Source organism: Mangrovimonas sp. YM274, assembly GCF_030908385.1.
Taxonomy (GTDB): domain Bacteria; phylum Bacteroidota; class Bacteroidia; order Flavobacteriales; family Flavobacteriaceae; genus Mangrovimonas_A.
The window spans coordinates 3,083,243-3,107,325 of the sequence record NZ_CP133091.1 but is presented as its reverse complement, the minus strand read 5'-3'; the positions used below and the strand labels follow the sequence as shown (position 1 = coordinate 3,107,325).

Here is a 24,083-nt window from a genome sequence, read left to right as displayed (position 1 = left end):
TAGTAATGAAAAAATACATCTTCCTTTTATTAATAATGAGTGCATTGGGGCTGGTTAGTTGTGAAGACTATTTAACCCATGATCATCCTACGGCTGTTTCAGATGATGAATGGTGGAACACAGAGTCTGATGCCGCAGCAGCATTGTATCGTGTTTATGTAGGAATTCCGGATGGAGCTAATGGTAGACAGTTACAATTTCTTTCAGGTTTATCAGATGATATGGTACCGAGACAAAGTTCTAGAGGGGAATTTGAAGCCTATACCAAAGGATTGCAAAGTGCAAGTTGGGATGTCGCTCTACAAATTTGGACTGCCGATTATAAATGTATACGTCGAGCTGCTCGATTTTTGGAAAATGTCGATAACGTATATATGGACGAGGAATTAAAATCTAGATATAAGTGGGAGGCAAAGGCTTTACGCGCCTATTATCACATGGAATTAATGATGCTTTACGGTGGTGTGCCAATAGTAACCACTGCACTCACTCCAAATGAAAGCCAAGTTGCGAGAAATACAGAGCAGGAAGTTTATGATTTTGTAATAGAGGAATTGATGCAATGCGCCGTAAATCTTCCTTCTGAATATAACTATTCAGAAAGATGGCGTATGACTTCTGGAATTTGTTGGGCACTTATTAGTCGATTGTCTTTGTATAAGGGGGATTACGACTTAGCTAAGCAAGCCTCCTTGGAGCTAATCAACAGTGGCAATTATAATTTATACCCCAATTATAGAGATTTGTTTACTTACACAGGTGAAATGAATAATGAAAGTATTTTTTTTAAAGAAGGAGGATCAGCATATGCATGGGTAGCTTTTGCACCACAAGGTGTGGGAGGTAAAACCGTTTTGTCTCCAACAGCATCCTTAGTAAATACTTTTGAAACTAAACAAGGAAAAACAATACAGGAGTTAGGCCAAGATTCACTACAAATCTATATGGCTTCACCAAATTATAACAATAATCGGGATCCAAGATTACAGGCTTCAGTTTTATGGAACGGAAGAGAGTTCTCTTCAAATGTATTGGAACCCTTTAATCCTAATCCAAATAATAATGATAGAATTTCAATTCAAAATTCCACGTCCACTGGTTATTGGTGTTATAAATATGTGACTGAAGAAGATAGAACAGGGGCAAGAACTCTAGATTATATGATATTACGATATGCCGAAGTTTTGCTTACTTATGTTGAAGCTTTAATAGAAACTGGAGATTGGCAAAACCCAGATGTTATAACCTACATAAATGCTATTAGAAATAGAGCAGGTATGCCGGATGTAGATACTCAGATTTATAATACTCAAGAAAAACTACGAGAATTAGTGAGACGTGAAAGACGTGTAGAGTTGGCATTTGAGGCGGTACGTTTTTGGGATATTAGAAGATGGAACATACTTGAAGATGTTATGAATGGTCCAGTTTATGGAGCTGTAGACCCAGCTACGGGAGAACCCTTTTATGTGGAAGATCGTTTAGCAAGAAATAATAGGGATTATTTATGGCCAATTCCGCAAGCTGAAATTCTTGCTAATCCAAATATGGAACAAAACCCAAACTATTAATTATTAAAAATAAATAGCATGAAAACAACTATGAAGCATATATATATAATAACTGTAGTCTTGATTTCAATTTTTGGTATGTCTTGCTCTGAAGGTGATTGGAAAGACTATACACCTCCAACAGAAGTTATAATAGACGATGAAGATATAGAGGATGAAGAGATTGATGAGGTGACACTAAAAGTAATGTCTTTCGGTATTTATAATCAACATGCAGATTTAAATCAGGTTGCAGCACTTATAAGTAATTATGATCCGGATTTAGTTGTTCTAAGAGAAATAGATCACTATAATGCACGTACAGGTATTGAAATTGAACAAGGATTGACAGTTGCCAATGCTTTAGGGATGAATTATTATTTTGCTTCGGGGAGAAGCTACCAACAGGGTGAATATGGTCCTTCAATGTTATCGAAATTCCCAATTGTAAACCCGCAATCTACAGTTTTGCCTGTGGGGCCAATTTATGGAGGTGTAGAAAAACCATTTGCTTGGGCCGAAATTGAGATAGCCGATAACGTGACGATTGGATTTGCATCTGCAACATTAGATGATGGTAGTAATGCCAATCGTAATGCCGAGAATCAACCATTGCAGGCGCAAAAAATATTAGATCTTTTTACGGGATATGAATACCCTTTAATTATCGGGGGTAATTTTTATTCTCAAACCGATACCGATCCGCATTTACAAATGTTGTACCAAGAGTTTACTCCGGGATGTAGTAATTGTGAGTTAACATATCCGGGAAGTAGCCCACAATATGTGGCAGATCACATTATATATAGAACTATGCCGGGTTATGAGATGGAGGTCCTTAGTTATGAGGTTGGAAATGAAGTTATAAATGAGCGTAAGCCAGTCATTAGCGAAATTAAATTAACAATAGTTGAATAATGAATAGTTTTTTAAAACAACGCAATACAGTACTCTTTTTAAAGTGTTGTATTGCATTAGTGGTGTTTGTGTTAACTTCTTGCTCAAAAGATGAGCAAGAGGTTAATCATTTTGAAGTAGAAACAGAAGTAAATCTAGATATTACTTTTCCTGAAGTCCTTTTTACAGATGTAGCCCAAATTGCTCAAAGAAATTCTTCTAAAGTTATTTTAAACCGATTAATTCAATTGGTCGATGCGGCACCCCAAAACAGTACTATTCATATTAGTATATCGGCCTTTCAATATACACCTTTAATAAATGCTTTACTTAGAGCAGATAACAAAGGGGTAGCGGTTTCTATAATTATTGATTATAGTTTAGAAACAGGACAAACTAATAACTTAAACGCTATAAACTTATTAAGAGATGGGTTTTCAAGTAATTCTAAAGTAACCCTACTTACAAACGATAGTGGTGCTATTGCCATAAATCATAATAAGTTTGCATTGTTTTCAAAAGTTAATACTGTTGACGGAGAGAAAGAAAATGTGGTTTTTCAAACATCACATAACTTTGCAGAAGCCAGTACTAAAAAAGCTCAGGATGCTGTCATTTTTAGTAATGAAGATTTGTATAGTAGTTTTTTGAATTATTGGGACGATATGAAATCGTTAGCTGTTTCAGGAATGGTTAACTACTACTATCGAGAATTTATTAGTGAGGATATAAATGCTTACTTTTTTCCAAAACGCCGTGAAGGTGAATTTTATGGAGAAGATACCATTATTGAAATTTTAGATGATATTCAAAACCCTGAAAATGCTACTATTAAGATAGGAATGTCTATATGGACCGATTCTCGAATAGCAATTGTAGCTAAGCTTTCTGAACTTATAGATGAAGGTGCAACCGTTGAGGTTATTGTGAAACCCAGTGTGGGAGATAATGTATTTAATGCGTTGTTAGAGTTAGAAGCAAAAGGGGCCTTTATAAAGGCATTTTCAAACACCAATATTCATTCAAAATACATGATTATAGATGCTGATTGGCAAGGAACCCATAGAAAGATTGTAGTAACTGGGTCACATAACTATTCTCAAAATGCACTGAGGTATAATAATGAAACACTATTGTTAATTAAAGACGACCTTATTTTTAGTGAATACGATACTAATTTTAATCAGTTAAAAGAATTAGAAAACGAATGAATACAAGAATTGCAAAATATGTATGGAGTATAGCTCTATTTGGTTCCGTTAGTTTTAGTGCCATTGCACAAGATAAAGTAACAGGTTATGTATTTCAAGATAACAACCAAAACGGAAAAAAAGAGTCTAGAGAAAAAGGAATAGCCAATGTAGCAGTAACTAATGGCATTGATGTAGTGCTCACAGATAAAAAAGGTAGGTATGAAATGCCTCTAGGTGAAGAGGCAATTATTTCTGTGATAAAGCCAAGCAATTATAAAATACTAACGGACGAGAATAAGTTACCTCAGTTTTTTTATAATTACAAACCAAAAGGTTCACCTGAATTAAAATTCAAAGGGGTAAGTGCTACTGGTAAATTGCCAAAATTGGTAAACTTTCCATTAATTCCTTCGGAAGAGGAAGAAACGTTTACAGCACTTATATTTGGAGATCCTCAAGTGTATACATTAGAAGAAGTTGGTTATTTCTCAAAAGGAATTATAGAAGAGGTGTCTAAAATTAAAAACGTGCCTTTTGGCCTTAGTCTAGGTGATTTAGTTGGGAATAATCCAGATCTTTTTGCCCCCTATATACAAGCTGTAAAAGAAACAGGTATCCCCTGGTATAACCTTTTGGGAAATCACGATATGAACTTTGATGCAACAAAAGATGAATATTCAGATGAAAGCTATGAGGCTCATTTTGGTCCCGCTAATTATGCTTTTAATTATGGGAAAGTTCATTTTATAGTATTAGATGATATCTTGTATCCAGATCCAAGAGATGCTAAAAGTTATTGGGGAGGATTTAGAGAAGATCAGTTTCAGTTTATAGCAAACGATTTAAAAATGGTACCCAAAGATCATTTAATTGTGCTGTCTATGCACATTCCATTAAGTGAACCTGAAGATAAAGATACCTTTAGAGATGAAGATCGAGAAAGACTTTTCGAATTGCTAAAAGATTTCCCAAATACGCTATCATTATCAGCGCATACCCATATTCAACGCCAGGATTTTTTTACCAAGGCTGAAGGTTGGAAACAAGAGAAACCACATCACCATTATAATGTAGGAACAACTTGCGGAGATTGGTATTCTGGTAAATTAGATGCAAATAATGTACCTGTTTCAACCATGCGAGACGGAACTCCAAAAGGGTATGCTCTTATTAATTTTAACGGTAACACCTATAATATCGATTATAAAGTGGCAGGAAAACCTTTAGCGTATCAAATGGAAATTTTTGCACCCAAAGTGGTCGCTAATAATCGTAATACGCAAGCAGGAGTTTTTGTAAATTTTTTTATGGGAACCGAAGGGGATACTGTTTTATACCGAATCGATGGCGGAAAATGGAAGCCAATGGAGTATGTGGAAGAATTCGATCCGTCTTATGTGAAATCAATATTAGAATGGGATACTACAGAAGAATTAATGCCAGGAAGAAGAGGTGCTAACCCCATAAAATGTGAACATTTGTGGAAAGGGAAAATTCCAACAAGAAAGCTTGAGATAGGTGAACATATAATTGAAATAAAAGCGACAGATATGTTTGGGAAGACGCATACAGGTCGAACTAGTTACTTTTTGGAAGAACCGGTAAAGTAACTACTAGGTTTCTTATTACTAAACATTACAGGAGTTTCAGCGGTATTTAAATTTCTCAAATATTGGTTCTGTCGCATCTAAGTTAGAAAAATAAACAAAGTTGTATTTTTAAAATAAAAAAGACATGTTCCAAGGCCATTCATTTCCCAAGTCAGTGATTATGCAAGCTATCTATTTTAAGTTCAGATTTGGTTTGAGCTATCGGGAGATTGAGGAATTATTGGCCATTAGAGGTGTTCGTGTTGACCATGCAACCATCCAGAGATGGGTGTTTAAGTTTAGTCCTTTGTTAGAAGATAATTTCCGAAAGCGAAAGCGCTCTGTTGGAAAAAGATGGAGGATGGATGAGACATATATAAAAGTGAAGGGGCAATAGCGGTATTTATACAGAGCAGTAGACAAAGAAGGAAACACCGTAGATTTTCTGCTTACCAGGAGACGTCAAAGGATGTCAGCACAATCATTTTTGATAAGAGCGATAGAGAACAATGGTAGGCCTTTCTTGATTAACATAGACAAAAGTGGATCCAACAAAGGAGCGATAAAGGTTTACAAAAAGCGTGCCTATACCAATATCCAAATACGCCAATGCAAATACCTGAACAACATAGTTGAACAGGATCATAGGTTTGTAAAGAAACGGGTAAGGCAAGGGTACCGTGACTTTGAGAGTGCCAGGCGAAGCATAGCGGGAATAGAGGTAGTACATATGATTAAGAAGGGACAGATGGACAGTAAGTGTTCATCTGTTTATAAGTCGTTTTGTAGTCTGGCAGCATAAGGTTAGTCGATCTATGAGGTTTTAGATCATAATTCTACAAACGCGACAGAACCGCTTTTTTTACCTAGTACGGATAGTTAACATGTTTTTTTTTTTTTTTTGAAATTTTGTTGTTGAAGAGGCAGCCTTTAAGGTGAGCCTCTTTTTTTCAGTACTTAGTAACTCAATATTGTTAAGTCATGTTATCTAATGAGCACTTTGATATTACCTTTACTTAATTTTTATTTAACGCATATTTAAAGTCCGCTTATATCCACGCCAATACTTTTGTGAAAAGAAGAAAATAGAGGTCTATGGGATATTTATTGAGCATCATAATTTTTCAAACATTGTTTACCTTAATGCTTATTTTGGTAACAAAGGATAAGCATAACGAGGTCTTTGAAAAGCTGCTTACCATGCTCTTGCTTCTAATGTCGGTTCATTTTTCAATAAAATTAATTTTCTTATTTACGAAACCGTCGTATTTCACCTTACCGTCCAGTTTTTCTTTGGTGTATGGCCCTGTGGTGTATTTATTAATAATGTCATTGATAAAAAGGCCTAAAAAACGTACCATCATCCTACACTTTTTACCATTTATAGGTATGAGCATCGCCTACGTTTTTGCACTCCTACAATTGAATTCATTTCCACTGAAAAGCGGTCTTCTTTTACCTTTTTACAATAAAATGGTGATTCTGGATTTTATTTCGATAAGCTCCTATAGCCTGATTAACCTGTATATATTGTACAACAACAAAACTGAAATTGATTCCTTAAAATTTAATCTGCTGAAATTTATTAGCTTAACCTTTTTAGGGATGATTTTTATGCCCTTAATTTTTTTGATGCTAGAGGTGTTTGGTATGCATATAGATAACAGGTTGGTCTATATTTTTACATTGGCTATTGTGGTTGGTATTGCCATATATAAGGTGAAAGCTAAAGGGGTAAAACTAGAGTTGGTAACCCAGACGAAACAGCAGGATAAAACACAAAAGTATAACAGCTCGACTCTAAGTGATGTCGATTTGGATACCTATCAATCGAAGTTGGAAACCTATTTTGAACAAAAGAAACCCTATTTAAACCCCGAATTGACCTTACAGCACCTAGCTTTAAAAAGTGATATTCCAAAGCATCATTTAACCCAAGTTTTAAATACCAGATTTCACAAAAACTTCTATCAATATGTTAATGAATTTAGGGTAAATGAGGTCATTAAAAATATGCCTTTAAAACGTCATGACGCTTTGGTAGATATTGCTTATCAATGCGGTTTTAATTCCAAATCAACCTTTAATAGTTACTTTAAAAAAATCACAGGTTTAACCCCTAGTGAGTTTAAAAAACAGCATGAATTTACAGCTTAACATTTCCTTAATCATTAGGTGGCTATTTGTTAAACTTTTGTAATCATCTGTTTTTTAGTGGTATTTGTTGTGTTTTTTGTCCGCGTCACACGAGTTGAACCTTTACAACGTCCGCCTCGCACGGTTCAATCCTTTCAGAAACATTAGCTCGTGATATTTGCCAAAAATTAATCACAAAAAATGAAAACAACTTTACGATTATTAAACTATGTATGGCTGCTATCGGTATTATTTATGGGTACAGATACCATAGCGCAAACTTCAGAAATGACCATAGGCATTTCAAGTGCTTTCTCCAGTCCCGATGAACTTGGGGAAACCGCAGAAATTATTGGTACGGTAACCGATGAACTAGGACCATTGCCAGGAGCAAATATTGTTATTAAAGGAACCAATAATGGAACCACTTCAAATTTCGACGGACATTTTAGTCTGGTAAATGTACAGCCGGGCAGTCATGTATTGGTCATTTCCTATATAGGCTATGATACCAAGGAAGTAGCGGTAGAAGTTACTAAAAGAGAACAGTTGAATTTAGGGACCATTACTTTATCTGCAGGGTCTGAAGCTTTGGAGGAAGTCGTCATTAAGGGTGGTTATAAATCATCTCAACAAAAGGCGTTGAACATCAAAAAGCAATCCATTGCTATTATGGAGGTAATGGCCTCTGATGTGATTGGAAAGTTACCAGATCGAAATGCAGCAGAAGCAGTGCAAAGAATGCAAGGAGTTTCCATTGAAAGAGACCACGGAGAAGGACGTTATGTTATTGTAAGGGGAACACCAATTGCTTGGAACTCTACTTTAATGAATGGCAGCAGAATGCCTAGCACCGAAGGAACTTCTGATAATACGGGAGGTACAAGAACAGCCCCTTTGGATGTGTTTCCATCTGAAATGATTGAATTTGTGGAGCTTTCCAAGGCCATCACCCCAGATATGGAAGGAGATGCCATTGGTGGGTCTGTAAACTTTATTACCAGAACCGCTCCTAATAAAAAGACTTTGAGCGTCAATTTAGGTTATGGGCAAAACTTTCAGGCAGAAAAGCCAGTTCAAAATGCCTCTATCGTATATGGTGACCGTGTAGCCGATGGGAAAATTGGCTTTATGGTTTCTGGAACTTATTGGAACCGTAATTGGGGGACCGATAACTACGAGGTGGTGTACAATGAAAACTTTTCCATCAACAATTTACAGTTGCGCGATTATTTGGGAAAAAGAACTACTGCAGGCTTTAATGCCGGTATGGAATACAAACCTAACGACAATACCAAAATATTTGTAAGAGGCTTGTATACCGATTTCAAAGACGAAGAGTCTGCCGTAGAACACACGTTTGCTTTTCCAACCCAGGATGGGGAGACCCTAAACACCGAAGGAGAGATGTCCTTAAGGGTAAGACATGGAATTACAGGAATTACCTTATTTGGGACTGAAATGGGAGGTAACCATAAGTTTGCCAACGGGAAATTCAATATAGATTGGAAAGCCTCTACCTATGATGCCGAAATGGGAAATAGAAAGTTGCCTAACTCCGGAAACACAGGAGAGCCAGCCTATTTAATGGCAACGTTTTCTACACCAGTTACGTATAACAATTTAACTAGTGACGGCTATAAGTTTTTAGATATCGATGCTCCAGCAGGATACAATGGGGACCATTATGATAATATCCAGCCTTATTTATCAAGTACCGTAGAAGGTGGACAGCTTCAGTTGGATAATCAATTGGCATATAAATCTTATAGTAAGGAAACCGATTATACGGGGCAATTGGATTTTACTTACCAGCCTTCAGAAAAGGTAAAGCTGAAAGCTGGAGGAAAATACAAGACCATGAAATTAGAGCGCGGGGCTCCTTATAGCTACTATTTATATTTGGGAGGTAATTATGGAGCACCTATTTATATGACGGACTATGCTACAACTGGATTTCCATACAATGGCGGTTATTTGTCAGAAATAGGAAATCCTTATGACAATGTGTTGTTGGACCCAATCAAAAAAGAGGAATTACCAACCTTATTCAACACAGAAACCTTGGCTAACCCGATGTATTACCATATTAACTTCAATAAAGAAAATCCTTCGTCTGCAGGCGCCTTCTATACAGGTAATGAAGATGTGGCAGCGGCTTATGTTATGGGGGACATTAGTTTGAGCGATAAGCTGAAATTAATGGCAGGGGCGCGTTATGAGCATACCTACTTAAAATACAAAGGGCATGCGGTAACCACCACCGAGGATGGTCCTATTATTAGTGAAATTGAAAATTCTAACGATTTTGGTTCCTTGTTGCCTATGGTGCATTTAAAGTATATGCCAAAAGATAATTTAAATTTAAAATTGGCCTATACCAGAACTTTTGCAAGAGCCAACTTTTCAGATTTAAATCCAACCGAAACCGTTAGTTTGTTATCTATACCAAATACAATTAGTAGAGGAAACATTAAGCTGGAACCTACCTATTCCAACAACTTTGATTTTATGGGAGAATACTTCTTTAAGGACGTAGGTTTGGTATCTGGAGGTGTATTTTACAAATCTTTGGAAAACTTGATTTATTCCGCGAGAAGTTATGAAACTATCGATGGGGAACTGTATCAAGTAACACAGCCCAATAACTCAGAACAGGGCTGGTTGGCAGGTTTTGAGCTGGGGATTTCAAAACGTTTAACCTTCTTGCCAGGGTTCTTGAGCGGGTTTGGTGTAGAGGCCAATTATACCTTTGCAGATTCTGAAATGGATGTGCCTCAATATGATGTAGATCAGTCTACGGGAGAGATTATGGTGTCTACAACAACAGAAAAGATCCCAAACCAGTCCAAGCATATCTTCAACACAGCCTTATTTTATGAAAAAGGAGGGTTGACTGTGAGGCTTGCTGGAAATTATAAGGGCGAATCTTTGGCCGTTGTTCAAGGGAATACTGAGAATTACAGATGGTACGACAAAAACTTTACCGTGGATTTGTCTACTTCTTACAGGTTGAACTCAAAGCTTCGATTCTATTTAGAGCTGAACAACTTGACCAACGAGCCGTTAAGATATTACCAAGGAACAGCAGACAGACCAGAACAAACAGAGTACTATTCATTAAGAGGTATGTTTGGTATTAATTATAACATCTTTTAAAAGAAATTAAAATGACATTCAGAATATATAAAAACACAATGGCACTAGCGGCCATGGTAGTGGCCAGTTCTTGTGCCGATTACCAAAAATCTGAACAGCCACCTTACACGCTAAACGAGACGATTTATGTACAACGTTTAGACAACAATGATTATGAATTAAAACTGAACAGTACCGGCAATTGGACGATTTATAAAGGAACTAGTGCCAATGCCATCAATTGGGATGAAATAGCCTCGCTGTCTGAAGGCAAGCCCTCTGTGGTCGTAAAAAATGAAACCCCTAACAAACGCTTATTTTTTGCTGCAGTTACCGGTGCGGATACCTTATACTTTTCGGAGCGTGAAATCAACCTGAAAAAGGCCTATAACTTTAGGGATTTGGGAGGCATTCCAACCTTAGACGGCAAACATACCAAATGGGGCTTGATTTATAGATCTGGAGAAATTGCTGAATTATCGAAAGAAGATTTGGCCTATTTGCAGGAATTGGGATTGAAAACTATTTTGGACTTACGATCGGATGAAGAAATAGCGGAAAAGCCAGATATGTACCCTGCCAATGTAGTGTGGAAACATTTGCCAATTGGCGATATGGGCAAGCAAGGTAAAATGAAGGAAATGATGAAGATCATTCAAGAGGCAGATCCAGAAACCTTTAACGCCGACGAATTAATGGAGGCAGCGTCTGTTCAATTTGTAAATAGCACCAATAATTTTAAAATTCTATTTGAAGAATTGTTGGATGAAAACGCAGAGCGTACCCCTTTGTTATATCATTGTACAGCAGGAAAGGATAGAACTGGGTTTTCTTCGGCTTTTATTTTAAGGGCTTTGGGCGTAGATGAGCAAACCGTAATTGACGAGTATGTGTTGTCCAATTATTTTAGATATGAATACAATGAGGAGATGGTAGAAAAAGCCGCCAAATACTATGGTATAGACCAAAGGGTATTACGACCAATGATGGGGGTAAAGGCCCAATGGCTGCAAAAGGGGTTTGATGAGATCCAGAAGAAATATGGCTCTTTTGATAACTATTTAAGGGAGATAGGTGTGGATTCTTCGGTACAGGCACAATTAAGGGGCAAGTTTTTGGAGTAGTTTGTAATTTGAATTAGTTTTTGAAGGGTCATGGCATTGTGCCATGACTCTTTTTTTACAATGAATAATGTTATATTCAATCTGAAATTTACCAAAGCAAAACAATATAATAACATTGGTATATTTAAATTAGAGCTATGTTTGCGTTGGTTTTAGAGCGCTTTTTTGAGTGTTAATACAATCGGCCACTAAGCTAACTTGTAGAATGTTTTTCAGTTTGAAAAGGATTGGATTTACATCCAACCCTTTTTTTTAATAAGAATCTACATCTAGTTGAGTAATTAACGGGCTAAAAATAGAGTAAGCTTAGAGATGAGATTATTATTGCTTGGGAAGGTTTTCATTCTATAGATGATGGGTCATAATTGAATATCTTCACAGATCCAGTTTATGGGTTTCCATAGTACTACTTCCCCACGGGCCAAAGGATACCTTTTGACGTTTTAGGTCGAATTCAACCAATAAAGAGACCAGTTCTTTATCTTGTGTCCAATAGGTAAAGCGATAGCATTTATAATCTTCCGAACTTTTATCGGCTATGTATTCCAGTTTATCGGTTTCCCTATAGTAAGAGAGCTCCGGAATGAGTTTTTCAAATAGGTAGTGCTCATCCATATCCACAATGCTCAAGTCTGTTAAGTTGTAATTAACTTGTAAGATACGTTAAATTAACATTGAAACCTTTTATACTGGACAAATTTATCTCTTGTTTAGTGAGTTTAATGTCCTATTTTTCCAGAGTTAATTTTAAGTCTTGAATCCATAAAGGAACTTTTAGAACAAATCAGCGCACAATTCGAAGCATTTTCAACAGATGCCACAGCACAATTGGAAAACGGAAACAAAGCCGCTGGCACAAGAGCCCGTAAAGCGACTTTGGAAATGACCAAATTAATGAAGGAATTTCGTAAAGTGTCTTTGGAAGCTTCTAAGCAATAAGACATCCTTTTCAATTTAAAATTTTACTGTAATTACAATAAAGTTAAGTAAGAACAAATATTAAAAATCGGCTCAATAGGAGCCGATTTTTTGTGCGATATACCTTTTGAATTACCTGTGATTTCGTCACAATAAAAAGTACAAAACAATCCCGTCAATAATACAGCTAAACATTTCCAATCATGACTAGGGTGAATGTACCGTAAGGGCAGTTGGAGTTGTGTTTAAAACATTCCTTCATTTTGTTATAAAGGTCTTTTAATGAGAAATATTGGAATTAGTGAATATATTTAATATTAGAGTAAATGGCTTTCTAGGATGGTAAATTGATTAGAGGTTCCTGGTTTATGTTAGGAATAACATTTGGTTTGCAATTATGCATCAAATAAACGTTTGTTTTACGTGTAATTGAGTTGTTTTAAATAGAATGTTGTTATGACGACAACAAAAAAGGTCATAAACAAGCTAGAATCGATAGGCTAATTCGTTTTATTGCAATTACTGTAAAAAGTTGGAGAGTAGTGGCATGAAAATTAAAAATGCAAAGTGCAACAAACAAGATTTGATTGATGTATTTCATAGGTGGATTTGAAGTTGTAAACCATGAATTTTTGTGCTGAAATTTTTATTTGTTTCAGTGGGGAGTAGGTATAAAAAATCTTTTATATTTGAGTAAGAAAAATTAAGTCTAATCAGACATCAAACTGAATACGTTTCGAATACGAAAACGAATACGATTTTATAAATTAGGAGGCTTGAATCCCTTGTAAAATGGGGTTTTGAATTTTTGGTTTCGAACTCATAACCCGAAGCTCACTGGTTCGAGTCCAGTTCTCGCTACTAAGCCTAAGGCTAGATAAACAAACGGATTGGCGTAACCAATCCGTTTTTTTTATGTCTAATTTTTCGGACCTTGTCAACAATGCGTATAATTTGCCAACCAAACGCTTTTTACAACCCAAAGGTCTATACGTTGAAATTGGGTAATTTATCTCTTGTATATAGCCTTTAATATGCTATTTTCGCCAGAATTAATTTTAAACCTTGAATCTATGAAAGAACTTTTAGAACAAATCAATGCACAATTCGAAGCGTTTTCATCTGATGCAACAGCGCAATTGGAAAATGGAAACAAAGCAGCAGGAACAAGAGCGCGTAAAGCAACTTTGGAAATGACCAAACTAATGAAGGAATTCCGTAAAGTGTCTTTAGAAGCTTCTAAGCAATAAGGATCCTTTTGAGTTATAGGTTTCCTTTAAGTAAACCAAAATAAAAAAGGCGACACCAATGGGAGTCGCCTTTTTTTTAGATACACCTATTGGATTATTCGTAAAGCTCATCAGAATTGAAAGTACAAAACAATTTTCTAGATGCCCTCAAACCTAGCTAGGGTGAAAGTCTAGTAAGGGGAGAGGGAGAGCGAACGTCTTCATATGTAAAAATTAATTGGTACATTCAGTATCAAAATTTAGTTCGTGTGTTTCCATACAAGCATTTGGCATGAGCCTGAATATTGGGAAAAGGAGTTTAATGTGAAATTAGCTGATGAGAACTTGCGGCCCTATTTCAAACAACCGCATTACCACCAAAAGACTTTTTCCAACCCAAAGGTCTATACGTTCAAATGAGGTAATTTATCTTTAGACAGAGCTAAACATAATTAGTAGGTAACTTTCTATAAATTTTTAAGCATTTCCAAAAATTCTGTCTTTCCAATCTTTCCAACCGCATAATCCAGTACTTCTCCTTGAGGATTGGTAAAAATTGTTATTGGTGTTGTGCCAACTTTATAGTGCTTTATGAGCTCTTCCACATTAGGATCATCCACATTAATTATTACTGGGACAACTTGCGAATTGATGGCCTTTGAGACTTCCTTGTCAGCAAAAACTTCACGCTTCATAATTCGGCAAGGCACGCACCAATCCCCAGTAAAAAATAGCATCATGTTTTTATCCGAATCGTTGACAAGTTCCTTTGCCGAGACCATATTGTCCGCCCAGGCCACGTCATTGGAAGGGACGTAAAATGAATACCATGCATAAGCAAGTGAAACTACAAGGAACGTGAGCCAAAACAACCTCCAAAATGGATGTGACTTAGTTTTTGTAGTCTTTGGGGAATTGGTCAATGAATTTACGAGTTGCGCATTTGTTTTAGACATGGTGCATATTAATTGTTTAAAGATAGCTATTAAAAGTGACTTTTACTTGTGAATGATTTTCCGAGAGAGTAGGAATACAGGCGGGGAAACAAAATAAAAACAGTTCCTACCATGGAGGTCTTTTTTGTGTCCGTTTAAATTTGATTAACTTTAATCGATATGTACTTGTTGATTCAGATGGAGTGATTAAATATTTTAATTGTCTCTTTCAACGATGATATAAAAGACAAGTGAAATCAACCAAATGAAATATGAAACATAACAAGTTATTATTACGAGCCTCAGGTATCTACCTTCTTATTGGATTACTTTTGGCTTGGTCCCTGATAGGAGTTTATACAGACGTACCTTTAGTACGATCCATATTTCCTGGCGATCCACAGCGGGTATTACAGGGACATATAGATTTTTTATTAATGACAGCCTTGATATTAGGGGTGTCAGCAGCAAGACTATCTCTTGCTTGGCATGTACAATGGGCCATGGTAATAGGTGCCTTTACCAATTCAAGTATTTTTTTAGCCTTTGCCATGATACCGACTTTGGATCCTCGTTCTGAAGTGTTTTTGCCAGAATCCACGGGGAACTTAATTGCGCACTATAGCATAAGAATGAGTTTTGTTATCACTACTTACGGCTTTGGTGGTGCTGCATTAGGTTTGATTAGGTCTACCTTTTTGAAAAAAGAACTTTAGTCTTAGATTGCCCTGTTTTTAAAGTTGTTGTCCTTTATTTGTGTAAGATTATTTATCCATTCACTTCATCTTAAACTATGCCAAATAGTTTGTTACGGCGTGATTAAACATGCTCAAAAGTATGAAAATATCCAATTGGCAAATTTTATCTATTTTATTTATTTCCAGGGATAGTTCAATTGTTTAAAGAAAAAAGGGAATACTAATTTTATATTTTGGAATTTTGCGTTATTGTAATTTTGATTAAATACAACATGAAATTTATTCAGCTTTTAAGCTTGTTCATATTTGTTGTTTCAGGAATTCAAGCCCAACAATTAAAGGTTAAGGGCAGTATTCTTGAATCCAACACACAACAACCTGTTCCCTATGCAACAGTCGCCGTAAAGTCTCTGGAATCACAAACTTTAATCTCGGGAACAACAAGTGATGAAAATGGTCTGTTTGAAATGGTAATAGATTCGCCAAACGTAGTATTTGAAGTGTCGTTTATGGGGTACTTTCCCGTTTCCATCTCTGAATTTAAGGTTTTAAACAATCAAATAGATTTAGGAATTATCTTCTTACAGGAAGACGCTGAACAATTGGATGAAGTAGTGGTGAAAGGCGAAGTGTCCAAGACTGTTTTTAAATTGGACAAACGAATTTTTAATGTAGGTTCGGATATAAGTAGTACAGGTGTAAGTGCTTTGGAAGTATTGAACAATGTCCCTTCTGTAAATGTAAATATTGAAGGCGAAGTAACCCTGCGTGGCAGCAGTGGGGTGCAAATATTAATCAATGGAAAACCGTCTGTGCTTGCAGACCAGTCAGGAAATGCATTGGGGACCATAACTGCAGACATGATAGAAAGCATAGAGGTTATTACCAATCCATCAGCAAAATACGAAGCATCAGGAACAACAGGAATATTGAATATTATTCTGAAAAAGGAGGAGAAAAAGGGATGGAATGGGTCTATTTCGGCCAATACGGGAGTGCCCGATAACCATAGCGTTGGTGGAAGTATAAATCGTAGGACAGAGAAATTTAACTTGTTCTCTCAGTTTGGGGCAGGTTACCGGTCGCTACCAAGAGATACCGAAGCTGACAATAGAAACTTAGCCAGTAATGAAACTATTTACAGCTATGGAGAGGATTATAGAAATGAAACGTTTTTCAATATTACTTTGGGTACAGACTATCATATAAATGAATACAATGTGCTTACTCTTTCAGGGAATTTTGCCTATGAAATTGAAGACCAGCCCTCCAAAACAAATTATAGACATTTTAATGGAGATAATTTAATTTCAAGATGGGTAAGAAATGAAACTACCGATGCAACAAATCCAAAATGGCAGTACGAGTTTAATTGGAAAAAAACCTTCGAAAATAATGAAGACCATACCTTTCAGTTGAGTGCTTTGGGGAGTTTCTTTGGAAAAGATCAATCCTCAAAATTTACAGATACAACGCTTGAAGGCGATAATGTAGATAGTAACCAACGCACTACAACCAATTTTCAACAGGCAGATTATACGTTTAAGGCAGATTATGTAAATCCTATTTCAAAAGTGTTAACCATAGAAACCGGTGCTCAATACGTTATTAATGATGTGGGTAATGATTTTGAAGTGTTTGATTTTGTAAACGATGGCTATGTAACTAACGAGGACTTGACCAATAATTTTGAATGGAACCAAAATGTGTTGGGGGTGTATGCTACTGGAGCCTATGAAAATGATACATGGGGAGTGAAGGTTGGTTTGAGGGTTGAGAATACAGACCTTAATACCTTATTGACCAACACAAATGAAAGCAATTCGAAAAATTTCACCAATTTGTTTCCAACATTCCATAGCTCATACAAATTCAGTGAAAACTTTTCGCTGCAAGGTGGGTATTCAAAACGAATTTTTAGACCTCGTTTATGGGACTTAAATCCTTTTTTCAACATCAGAAACAATTTTAATATCTACGCAGGAAATCCTGACCTGCAGCCGGAATTCACAGATTCTTATGAACTGACGAGTATTTATAAAATAGGAAAAGCCTCGTTAAGCTCTAGCCTTTACTACCGCTATACAACTGATGTGGTGGAGCGCGTTTCTACTTTTGAGGATAATGTAACCTTTACTACTCCTCAAAATATAGGCACCAACGCAACTGTTGGTTTTGAAACCAATGGCAAATACAGTCCTGCTAAATGGCTAACCATAACAGGTGATTTTAATTTCAACTATTTTGAACGCAAAGGAGCTTTCGAAGACCAAGTTTTTGATTTTACGGGGAATCAGTGGTCCTCTCGGTTAGGGACAAAAATTGGCTTGCCAGCTGATTTTGATTTGGAATTAACTGGAAACTATCAATCAGGGTATCAAACCGTTCAAGGAGAACAAAGTGGTTTTGCTTTTATGGATTTAGGGCTTCGGAAAAAAATATTCAAGGGAAAAATTGTCGCAAATTTAGGGGTTCGGGATGTGTTTGCTTCAAGAATACAGGAGCGTTATGTCTATCAAACTTCATTTGAATCTTACAATTATAGTTTGCGTGGTCGTTTTGTTACTTTTGGTGTCAGCTATGGCTTTGGTAAAGGTGAAGCTATGACCTACTCGGGGAGAAGAAGGTGACGGTATAAAGGTACTTGCCTATTGCTTTTCCTCTCGTAAAATCTTTTCCATTTTACGGCCTTTTGCCAATTCATCAACTAATTTATCTAGGTACCGTGCCTGTCTATACAGATCAAAGTCGATTTCTTCTATACGGTAACCACAAATCACGCCTTTAATGAGATGAGCATTTGGATGTAATTTTGCTTTTTGAAAAAACGTTTCAAATGTTACCTTTTCATCGATAAGCTCTTGCAATTTGTCTTCGTTGAATCCGGTTAGCCATTCGATTACTTTGTGAAGGTCCTCTTTTGTTCTGCCTTTTTTCTCCACTTTGTTTACATAATGGGGGTAGACAGAGGCAAAAATCATTTTGGCAACTTTTTCATTTTTTTCGGCTGTAACCTTCATTGTATATTTAGTTTTTAATGATTCTCAGCGTTTTCTTTTTAATTCAAACACATCCCTTCTTCGGTCCTTAAGGTTTCGTACACTTCCAAATTCATTTAACTCCCTAAGCAAATCAATATCCACGTCAGCAATTAAAATCATTTCGGTGTTGGGGGTTGCTTCGGCTTTTATGCCATTGGTAGGAAATGAAAAATCACAAGGTGTAAATACCATTGACTGGGCAAACTGAATATCCATATTGTGCACATTTGGCAAATTGCCAACGCTTCCCGCAATGGCCACATAACATTCATTTTCTATTGCCCTTGCTTGTGCACAGTGTCTTACTCTGGAATACCCGTTTTGGGTATCGGTTAAAAATGGAACAAACAATATGTCCATGCCATCATCGGCAAGAAGCCTGCTTAGTTCGGGGAACTCAGAATCATAACATATCAAAATTCCAATTTTACCACAATCGGTATCAAAAACTTTTACTTCATGCCCTCCTTGCATTCCCCATACTTTAGCTTCGTCTGGGGTGACATGGATTTTTTCGTAGGGTTCTATGGTACCATCTCTTTTGCACAGATATCCAACATTGAAGAGTTTGCCGTTTCTCATTTCTGGCATACTTCCGGCAATGATATTGATATTATAGGTTATGGATAAATTTGAGAATTTTTGCACAATCTCATCGGTGTATTTCGCCAATTCCCGGATGGCCTCAGGCTCACTTAAGTGATTGTATTGCGCCATTAAAGGGGCATTGAAAAATTCAGGGAATAAAGCAAAATCCGATCTGTAGCCAGATACAGCATCAACGAAATATTCTACTTGTTGGAGCAAAGAATCAATATCCTTGTATGGTCTCATTTGCCATTGTATTAATCCTAACCGGACAACGGTTTTCTTGACTTCTGCTTTTTTTGTAGGCTTTTCATAGTAGATATTGTCCCATTCAAGGAGCACGGCAAACTCCATAGAAGCTTGGTCTCCTTCCAAATACCCTTTTAGAATTCGGGCAGGGTGGAAGTCGTTGGAAATTTGAAAATTCAGTACAGGGTCGTGAATTTCTTTTCTTCTTACTTTTTCTATGTATTCCTTTGGAGTCAGTTCGTTGGAGTACTTGTGGTAGTTTGGAATTCTTCCTCCAAAGGCAATTCCTTTAAGATTTAATTTTTCGCATAATTCCTTCCTGTAATCGTAGAGTCTTCTTCCTAGTCTTAAGCCTCTGTATTCAGGTTTTATAAACACGTCTATACCATATAAGATATCACCATCATAAGTGTGAGAATCGAAGGTGTAATTTGCGGTTATTTGTTTGTAAGAATGGTTGTCGTCATGGCTGTCATAATCTACTATTATGGATAATGCACATCCTGCAATTTGGCCATTTACCTTAATGACCACCTGTCCCTCGGGAAACTTTTTAAGTAATGTGTCAATATGATTTTCTCTCCAGTAAATGTCTGGCATGGAGGTGTATGCAGATTGCATGACGTCTTTGATCTCTAAATAATCCTCCATTTGGAGGTATAAAAGTTCAATTTTCTCTATGTCGCTTAGTTCCATTTCTATTATTAATTGTGGCTTCCTTCAAATGTAGTGTAAAATTGCCGTATTACTCTTGGTGTTAGTTTAATAATACTGAAAACATCTTGGATGGGAATGTTTGATAAGGACTACATGCCCTCTGTTTGGTTCATTTAGTATGAGCTGTTTAGTACGTCTGTAATGTCCATCGTTCAGTTGTGGAGTATACTGGTTTACTCATAATGCATTAAATCGGCATATTTGAATTTATGATTTAATAAGTTTTTTAGTTTTTGGCTACTAACGATTTTGTATTCGTTCTTTGAGTTTTCATTGAACACAATTGAAGTATTGCCAACCTTTTTGGTTTCTTTGAGGTAGAAATCTCGCCTTTTGGGGTGGCTATCAGCGCAGGCATTGAAAATTTCATTCCAAACATCGTTTAAAATGATTTGCTCAATTATTTGAATGCAATCATCTCTGTGAATTAGGTTTACATACCCTTCTGGATTTTCAACCGGCTTGTTGGGTTTAATGAAGTTTCCGGGCTTCCTATTGTAGCCGAAGAGCCCACCAAACCTGATTATAGTAGATTTAAATGAGGAGTTGGCAAGAAATAATTTTTCAATTTCGGCAAGAGGGGTGTTGGATGTATCGGTCTCTTCTGTGACAATACTATTTGTGAAAGGATAAACAGAAGTTGAACTGATGAATATGATTTTTTGAATCTTAGATTTTTCAATATTCATTATTAATGTTTTAATATCCGCAATGCTCTTTGATGTAATAGAGATGATTAAAACATCGGACGCTAGAAACTCCTGTATATTTAAGTTGGAGTCACTAATGTTAATTAGAAATGGTTTAATGCCATTTTTTGCAAGTTCTTTAATTTTAGTATTTGAAGTAGTAGAACCATAAACTTCGTATCCTTTGTCAATTAGATCGATTGCCAAAGCTAATCCAAGCCAACCGCACCCTAATATGCTAATTTTTCGATTCATTTAAGTATGTTTTTTATTGGCACATAAGGAAACCAAGATAGTAAAGGTACAGGGATTTTTTGCAGTATGCTTGTCTAGAAAAGCATTGGTCGTTTCCTAAGTTTTATTCGTGATGTGTTGCTGTTAAAGTAGGGGGTGAGGTCTATGTGGTACTATTAATTGTTGATCAAATCCGATAATATTCCCTGCAATGTGGCCTAAGATTTAGGAATTCAGTTGGAATGAAGACTAGTGTTTACTGCTCTTGGAAATAATTAATCCAGGATTCTCATTTTAAAAACCTCCTCCCAAAACTGTTTATTCGTTTTTTCGAATGGTGCCTTAAAATAATCTTGATAGTATTTCATAAACCCTACAGGAGCGCCTATCTCCATAAAATCCATAATCTTTTTGAGGGATTTGCCAAGTATTTTCATATTAATGGGGTCTTCTGGGAAGCTGTCTTCATGGTCTCCAAAATTCGGTCTTAAATCAGGAAATAGATAGCCGTATTCAATGGCAAAATCCAATTCCTCTGTCAAAGCATCCAAATCAATATCAATATTCGGGTCTGCAAAGTGTTTGTAGAGGGAGGTGTTTATTAAAACATTGTCGTGTCTAGAATGATCTCTAATAATATTGACATGCTTTATAAAACGTAAAAATAATTTTGAGGGTTTTCGTGGTTTATCCAAATCAAGTTTGCTTTTATGGTTGTAGCTATTAAAGGTACTAAATTATAAGGAGTCTTGGTTTTTTGGGGAGTGGTTGTTGTCATTGTTTGGTAATCTGGTGGGTATATATTGTTTGCAATGCTTAAGAATGTATTGCTATTTAAGGTTGATGCCAAGGTATTTTATGACAGCTTTGTTGCCATGTAACATATTTTTGGGTTTGGGTTGTTGTTTGTCGAATACTTTAAGGGCATCTTCCGAAAGTACAGTGACGAAATCTTCTTGATGTCCTTCTTTATTAGGTACAATATTGTTGTTCAGTTGAAGGTGACGGGTGAAAAAATCGTAGACAGCGGCGCGCTTAGAAATGCCAAAATCGTGTTTTTCCATTGGTAAATGTGTATTCTCCACTTTAGAATCTTGCCCATATAAACTGTAGACTTTTTGAAGGTATGGATATTCCACTCTAGGGGTATTTCGCGTCCAATCATCACCGTCTGAAACCAAGAGGAGAGGCCTAGGGGCGCAAAGTGCTGTAATCTCAACATTGTTGGTTTGGTGGTTGCTACTTTTATGAATTGGCAAGCCGCTTTCGCATATACAGCCTCCAAAAAAATGAGCTGATACTTGAACCACGGGGGCAGAAACCTTTATCCGGTTATCGATAGCCGTTAAAATAAACGTTTGTGTGCCTCCTCCAGAACCGCCGGTCATTCCAATGCGTTCTGGGTCTACATCGGGCCTAGACAATAAATAGTCAAGGACTCTTTTACTGTTCCAAGTTTGCAATAGCAATGCAATAGGAATATTGTGTTTTACTTGCTTACATTCGCCGTATCCAACCATATCGTACGCAAATACAATAGCTCCCATGCGCGCCAAAACGGCACATCGTTTTTGAACATAAACTGTAAAACGTTTGTTTTTTAAATGACCATGAGGACTTAATATGGCAGCATACTTTTCTTTAGTTTCCAATGGTCTGTAAAGGTTACCTGTGATATAAAATCCGGGAAAGCTTTCAATGGCAATGTTTTCCACAATATAGCCATCCATTTCTTTTCTGTCATTTATAATCGGGTTGAAATCTCCTGTAATCTTTGGCATTTTTTCAAGTTGTAGCCCTTCAATAATACCCTCTTTAATTCTGTTTGCCCGGGCTTCCCAAGAAGGTAAATCGTGCCATTCCGAAGCAAATTTTTTCATAATTATTGCGGCTTCATCTTCTGACCAATAGTTGCCAGTACATAATAGGGTTTCTTGTCCCCAAACTGAAATGTTGCTTAAAACAACAAGAGTCAGGTATATAAGTGGTTTCATAATGTTGTTTTGAATAGGTGTTTCTTTAAGACTTGGAAATAAGGTGGTAGGTTGTGTTGATTAAAGGATTCAAAAAGCTTTAACCCATTTGATTTGAGGCGCATCTATATTGGTTAGAGAACACCGATTGATTTTCGGTATCTTATTGATATGTAGATGTTTACTTCTAAATTAGTGAATATTATGCAATTTAAATAGCTTAAAAGGCTAACTTTTTAAATTTGAGAGGAATGGAGGCTTTGTTTGGGGTGTTTCTAATGGTATGGCAACAGGTGATTGGTATTGGTTTAGTTTTAGAGGCACTACATCCAATTATTTTTTATGGATATTTTCTGTTTGTTGTGGGGGTATAGCTGGGTTTGCTTGTTTTTATTGAAAGGAGCAGGCGATAATTTCTTTAGGGCCTCAACAGAAGGTTATTTTAGATAGAGAAGTTATAAGGGTAGTTTGGACTTGTGAAGTGAGATTATTTAAGGTATTCAAGATGTTTTTCTACCAATAAACCTTATTACAGAACCTGTCCCGTTGTGGTATAGGCCTTCACTTAGTTCAATTTCTTTTTCTGTAAGTTCCAAAATTTCATAGTTGTCAAAATCGGACTGGAGTTCTTCAATTGAGAATAGCGCATTTAGGTTAGGTGGTCCGCCAACTTTTGGGTTTTTGGTTCTGTATGCAAGATGGTTTTTGCTGAATGCTTCTAGAATTATGAGGCCGCCCTTTTTTAATTTTCTGTCAAGTAGTTTATGGTATTCCGATCGGATATTTGGAGGGAAATGAGCGTAAATAAGTGCGATGGCATCAAAATGCTCGTCTTCATATTCCAAGTGAGGTAGTAGGCCTACTTGGTATTGTATGGAAACATGGTTTTTTAGGGCAAGCTGTGTGGCCTTCTTTTGGCCTTCAATGCTAATATCAAAGGCGTCTACGGTCCAACCTTGCGTAGCGGCGTAAACGGCATTTCGGCCTTCGCCTTCCGCGCCAAAAAGAATCTTTCCTGTTTGTAATTTTTCTATCTGGTCTTTTAAAAATTCATTCGGTGAGGTGCCATAGGCATATGCAGGTGCTTTGTATCTGTCGTTCCATTGTTTGAGCCAGGTCTCTTCCATAGTTTATATGCCTAATTTTAATGGATGCTAAATGTAATAAAAAAAGAGGTTCACTATA

20 protein-coding genes and 1 pseudogene are annotated in these 24,083 nt (G+C 36.5%); 12 read left to right on the top strand and 9 right to left on the bottom strand.

The genetic code is table 11. The annotated features are described in order from the left end of the window. Positions 1–5: 5 nt before the first annotated feature. From RBH95_RS13495 to RBH95_RS13475, 5 genes and pseudogenes are all read left to right on the top strand, one after another. A complete protein-coding gene (locus RBH95_RS13495; protein ID WP_307900100.1) occupies positions 6–1,571 on the top strand; it encodes a RagB/SusD family nutrient uptake outer membrane protein in 1,566 nt (521 codons plus the stop codon). Between the two features lie 18 nt (positions 1,572–1,589). Next, on the top strand, positions 1,590–2,468 hold the full coding sequence (locus RBH95_RS13490) for an endonuclease/exonuclease/phosphatase family protein (RefSeq protein WP_307900099.1): 879 nt from the start codon (positions 1,590–1,592) through the stop codon (positions 2,466–2,468). Further along, positions 2,468–3,658, top strand: a complete 1,191-nt coding sequence (locus RBH95_RS13485; RefSeq protein WP_307900098.1) for a phosphatidylserine/phosphatidylglycerophosphate/cardiolipin synthase family protein — start codon at positions 2,468–2,470, stop codon at positions 3,656–3,658. The genes RBH95_RS13490 and RBH95_RS13485 overlap by 1 nt, the downstream gene beginning before the upstream one ends. Further along, positions 3,655–5,250: a calcineurin-like phosphoesterase C-terminal domain-containing protein gene (locus RBH95_RS13480; protein WP_307900097.1), complete on the top strand. Its 1,596-nt coding sequence runs from the start codon at positions 3,655–3,657 to the stop codon at positions 5,248–5,250. Before RBH95_RS13485 ends, RBH95_RS13480 begins: the two co-directional genes overlap by 4 nt. Before the next feature lie 124 nt (positions 5,251–5,374). Further along, positions 5,375–6,031 (top strand): annotated as a pseudogene (locus tag RBH95_RS13475) (IS6 family transposase). A 421-nt stretch (positions 6,032–6,452) separates the two neighbouring features. On the opposite strand, the gene RBH95_RS13470 reads toward RBH95_RS13475, so the two are convergent. Next, positions 6,453–6,626: a hypothetical protein gene (locus tag RBH95_RS13470; RefSeq protein WP_307900096.1), complete on the bottom strand. Its 174-nt coding sequence runs from the start codon at positions 6,624–6,626 to the stop codon at positions 6,453–6,455. Here RBH95_RS13470 and RBH95_RS13465 point away from each other — a divergent pair. The 3 genes from RBH95_RS13465 (at position 6,619) to RBH95_RS13455 (ending at position 11,627) form a co-directional block, all read left to right on the top strand. Further along, positions 6,619–7,386: an AraC family transcriptional regulator gene (locus RBH95_RS13465; protein WP_307900095.1), complete on the top strand. Its 768-nt coding sequence runs from the start codon at positions 6,619–6,621 to the stop codon at positions 7,384–7,386. The two genes, RBH95_RS13470 and RBH95_RS13465, sit on opposite strands and share 8 nt — an antisense overlap. Before the next feature lie 180 nt (positions 7,387–7,566). Beyond that, on the top strand, positions 7,567–10,524 hold the full coding sequence (locus tag RBH95_RS13460) for a TonB-dependent receptor (RefSeq protein ID WP_307900094.1): 2,958 nt from the start codon (positions 7,567–7,569) through the stop codon (positions 10,522–10,524). Between the two features lie 11 nt (positions 10,525–10,535). Then, entirely contained in the window at positions 10,536–11,627 is a 1,092-nt protein-coding gene (locus tag RBH95_RS13455) for a tyrosine-protein phosphatase (protein WP_307900093.1), read from the top strand. 375 nt (positions 11,628–12,002) lie between these two features. Here RBH95_RS13455 and RBH95_RS13450 read toward each other — a convergent pair whose 3' ends face one another. Next, on the bottom strand, positions 12,003–12,257 hold the full coding sequence (locus RBH95_RS13450; RefSeq protein WP_307900092.1) for a hypothetical protein: 255 nt from the start codon (positions 12,255–12,257) through the stop codon (positions 12,003–12,005). A gap of 132 nt (positions 12,258–12,389) precedes the next feature. Between RBH95_RS13450 and RBH95_RS13445 the strand changes: the two genes are divergently transcribed. Together RBH95_RS13445 and RBH95_RS13440 are read left to right on the top strand one after the other, a co-directional pair. Continuing rightward, the gene (locus tag RBH95_RS13445) at positions 12,390–12,566 is read left to right on the top strand and encodes a histone H1 (RefSeq protein WP_307902257.1); all 177 of its coding nucleotides are present in this window, start codon (positions 12,390–12,392) and stop codon (positions 12,564–12,566) included. A gap of 1,052 nt (positions 12,567–13,618) precedes the next feature. Next, positions 13,619–13,795, top strand: coding sequence for a histone H1 (locus RBH95_RS13440; protein WP_307900091.1), 177 nt, complete (start codon positions 13,619–13,621; stop codon positions 13,793–13,795). 446 nt (positions 13,796–14,241) lie between these two features. Here RBH95_RS13440 and RBH95_RS13435 read toward each other — a convergent pair whose 3' ends face one another. After that, positions 14,242–14,730: a thioredoxin fold domain-containing protein gene (locus RBH95_RS13435; protein WP_307900090.1), complete on the bottom strand. Its 489-nt coding sequence runs from the start codon at positions 14,728–14,730 to the stop codon at positions 14,242–14,244. Between the two features lie 251 nt (positions 14,731–14,981). Between RBH95_RS13435 and RBH95_RS13430 the strand changes: the two genes are divergently transcribed. Both RBH95_RS13430 and RBH95_RS13425 read left to right on the top strand, forming a co-directional pair. Next, on the top strand, positions 14,982–15,425 hold the full coding sequence (locus tag RBH95_RS13430; RefSeq protein WP_307900089.1) for a hypothetical protein: 444 nt from the start codon (positions 14,982–14,984) through the stop codon (positions 15,423–15,425). Positions 15,426–15,679: 254 nt separating this feature from the next. Beyond that, positions 15,680–18,037 carry a TonB-dependent receptor domain-containing protein gene (locus RBH95_RS13425; protein WP_307900088.1) on the top strand — a complete coding sequence of 786 codons (2,358 nt, stop codon included), beginning with the start codon at positions 15,680–15,682 and terminating at the stop codon, positions 18,035–18,037. An 18-nt stretch (positions 18,038–18,055) separates the two neighbouring features. On the opposite strand, the gene RBH95_RS13420 is transcribed toward RBH95_RS13425, so the two are convergent. From RBH95_RS13420 to RBH95_RS13395, 6 genes are all read right to left on the bottom strand, one after another. After that, positions 18,056–18,427, bottom strand: a complete 372-nt coding sequence (locus RBH95_RS13420; RefSeq protein ID WP_307900087.1) for a DUF2200 domain-containing protein — start codon at positions 18,425–18,427, stop codon at positions 18,056–18,058. Between the two features lie 24 nt (positions 18,428–18,451). Beyond that, positions 18,452–19,981: a carbon-nitrogen hydrolase family protein gene (locus tag RBH95_RS13415; protein ID WP_307900086.1), complete on the bottom strand. Its 1,530-nt coding sequence runs from the start codon at positions 19,979–19,981 to the stop codon at positions 18,452–18,454. Between the two features lie 194 nt (positions 19,982–20,175). Beyond that, positions 20,176–20,946, bottom strand: a complete 771-nt coding sequence (locus RBH95_RS13410) for an NAD(P)-binding domain-containing protein (RefSeq protein WP_307900085.1) — start codon at positions 20,944–20,946, stop codon at positions 20,176–20,178. Between the two features lie 254 nt (positions 20,947–21,200). Further along, entirely contained in the window at positions 21,201–21,620 is a 420-nt protein-coding gene (locus RBH95_RS13405) for a hypothetical protein (RefSeq protein WP_307900084.1), read from the bottom strand. A gap of 135 nt (positions 21,621–21,755) precedes the next feature. Continuing rightward, positions 21,756–22,919, bottom strand: coding sequence for a S9 family peptidase (locus RBH95_RS13400; RefSeq protein ID WP_307900083.1), 1,164 nt, complete (start codon positions 22,917–22,919; stop codon positions 21,756–21,758). A gap of 479 nt (positions 22,920–23,398) precedes the next feature. Next, on the bottom strand, positions 23,399–24,025 hold the full coding sequence (locus RBH95_RS13395; protein ID WP_307900082.1) for a bifunctional 2-polyprenyl-6-hydroxyphenol methylase/3-demethylubiquinol 3-O-methyltransferase UbiG: 627 nt from the start codon (positions 24,023–24,025) through the stop codon (positions 23,399–23,401). Between the last annotated feature and the right edge of the window lie 58 nt (positions 24,026–24,083).